This window comes from Actinosynnema sp. (genome assembly GCF_052038725.1).
In genome coordinates this window covers 1-2,736 of sequence record NZ_JBQGCX010001511.1, presented here as the reverse complement: position 1 = coordinate 2,736, position 2,736 = coordinate 1, and the positions used below count along the sequence as shown (strand labels likewise).

Below are 2,736 nucleotides of genomic sequence, written 5' to 3'. Positions count from 1 at the left end.
CGCAGCCCGGCCAGCACCGCCGGGAGCGCGCTCTCGTTGTGCACCACCAGACCCGTCGTCGCCGGGGGCAGCTCGGTCAGCGTGCGCAGCACGTCCGGTTCGGTCGCCAGGGTCGTCACGGACACCCCGCGCCGCATCGCCGCCGCGCTGAACCCGGCGACCGTGCGGTGCGCGAACGCGGTTTCCCTGCGGTACACCGGTTTCGGCGAGCCGAGCAGGGCGACCGAGCGGTGGCCCAGGTCGGCCAGGTGGTCCAGACACAGCGCGCCCGCGGCGGTGAAGTCCAGGTCCACGCAGGTCAACCCGGTGGGGTCCACGGGGAAGCCGATGAGGACCGACGGGCGTCTGAGCTCCTGCAGCACGGCCAGCCGCTCGTCGTGCATCTCCACGTCCATGACCAGCACGCCGTCGACCCTGCGCTGCTCCAGCACCGCCCGCAGCTCCTCCGGGCCCTCGTCCGCCGTCACCAGCAGCACGTCCAACCCGTGGCCCCGCGCGGCTTCCGCGATCGCGCCGACGAAGCGCATCACCACCGGCAGGTCCATGCCCGCGCGCAGCGGCAGCGCCAGCGCGATCACGTCGGTCCGCTCGGCGCGCGCGGCGGGGATGAGGGAGTAGCCGAGCGTGCGCACGCTCTCCTCCACCTTCGCGCGCGTCCCGGCGGAGATGGACCTCTTGCCCGACAAGGCGTATGACACGGTGCTCGGCGCGACGCCAGCGTGCGCCGCCACCTCGGCGATCGTGACCAACGCACCCTCCTAGTACCTCACTGTACGGAGTGCCCTGATTGCCGCAGGTTACGTGCTGCCGCACTCCTGCGGACGCCCCCGGCCCCGGCGCGGGGCCGGGGGCCGCTGCGCCGTTCGGATCACCGGTACCGGGGCGTGTCGTCGAATTCGAGTCGAATTCGTCGAACAACGCGCGAGCTGTGTCGAACGGTGGGTGAACGGGGTTACGCCGTTGACGTGCGGCGGACATTTTCGTAATACTTTGTTCGCACTTCTGGAAAGCGTTCACGGATATGAACCGGACAGGTTGAGGAAGGCGCTTTCGCAATGCGGATCCCGAGGTATGCGCTGGTGCTTTCCTGCGTGCTGGCCGGGCTGGTCGCCCCGCCCGCCCTCGCAGGTCACGACCCTGACGCCGCAGTTCACGACCCCTCCCGGCAGGTGCTTCAGCCCGGTGACGGCTGGGGTTCGGCGGGCAGCGGGACCACCGGCGGTTCCGCCGCGAGCACCGCGGTGGTCGTGCGAACAGCCGCCGAGTTGCGCGCGGCACTGGCCGCTCCCGCGCCCCGGATCGTCAAGATCGAGGGGGTGATCGACGTCAGCGGGAACTGCGCATCGTACGAAACCGGCGGGTATTCGTTAAAGGCCTACCTGGAGGCTTACGACCCCGCTGTCTGGGGGCGCGACCGGGAGCCGTCCGGGCCACTGGAGGACGCGCGCGCCGCTTCGGCCAAGCGGCAGGCCGAAGCGATCCGGTTCGACGTCGGCTCCGACACCACCCTCATCGGCAACGGCCCCGGCGCGGGCATCACCGGCGGGAACCTGCGGATCGCCAATGCCCGCAACGTGATCGTCCGGCACCTCACCTTCCGCGACACCAGCGACTGCTTCCCCCAGTGGGACCCGACCGACACGGCCGTGGGCAACTGGAACTCCGAGTACGACTCGGTCGGCGTGATCGGCTCCACGAACGTCTGGGCCGACCACAACACCTTCACCGACCAGCCCAACCCGGACAGCTCGGCGCCGGTCCACTTCGACCGCCCGTTCCAGCGCCACGACGGCCAGCTCGACATCACCAACGGCTCCGACCTGGTCACGGTGTCCCGCAACCGGTTCGAGGACCACGGCAAGACCATGCTGATCGGCTCCTCCAACTCCTCCACCGTCGACCCCGGCAAGCTGCGCGTCTCCGTGCACCACAACGTGTTCGCCAACGTGGAGGAGCGCGCGCCCCGCGTGCGGTTCGGCAAGGTGCACGTCTACAACAACCGCTACGAGCCCGGCGCGACCCACGTCTACACCTGGGGCGCGGGCGTGCAGTCGCAGCTCTACGTGCAGAACAACCACGTGAGGCTGCCCAAGGGCGTCGGAGCGGACGAGCTGCTCTACAACTGGGGCGGCACCGCCGTCACCGCCAAGGGCAACCTGGTCGACGGCCGCCCCACCGACGTCGTCGCCGCCTTCAACGCCGCCAACCCGGACAAGCGGCTCGCCCCCGACGCGGGCTGGACCCCGGAGTTCACCAGGGGCCTCGAACCCGCGCACCGGGTCCGCGACCTGGAGGCGGGCGCGCGCCAGGCGGAGCTCGTCGTCGGCAAGGGGCCCGGCGCCCACCGGACCGTGCAGTCCGCGATCGACGCCGCCCCCGCGTTCGGCACGATCACCGTGCAGAAGGGCCGCTACCGCGAGGTCGTCAAGGTCCCGGCGGCCAAGCGCGGCCTGACCCTGCGCGGCGCCACCGGGCGCGCCTCCGACGTCGTGATCGACTTCGACAACGCCAGCGGCACCAAGAAGCCCGACGGCACCACCCACGGCACCACGGGCAGCGCCACCGCGACCATCGAGGCCGCCGACTTCACCGCGCGGGACCTGACCTTCAGCAACTCCTTCGACCGCGCGGAGCACCCGGAGATCACCGCCACCCAGGCCGTCGCGGTCAAGGCCACCGGCGACCGGCAGCTCTACGACCGGGTCACCTTCCTCGGCCACCAGGACACCCTCTACG

General features: G+C 71.0%; 2 protein-coding genes. One reads left to right on the top strand and one right to left on the bottom strand.

Features of this window, described 5'->3' with window-relative positions:
- A partial coding sequence (locus tag ACTUAL_RS31830) for a LacI family DNA-binding transcriptional regulator (RefSeq protein ID WP_440902818.1) occupies window positions 1-731 on the bottom strand: 731 nt, incomplete at its 3' end.
- 348 nt (window positions 732-1,079) lie between these two features.
- Here ACTUAL_RS31830 and ACTUAL_RS31825 point away from each other — a divergent pair.
- Window positions 1,080-2,736 (top strand): pectinesterase family protein (locus ACTUAL_RS31825; protein ID WP_440902817.1); only part of this gene is annotated, 1,657 nt, incomplete at its 3' end.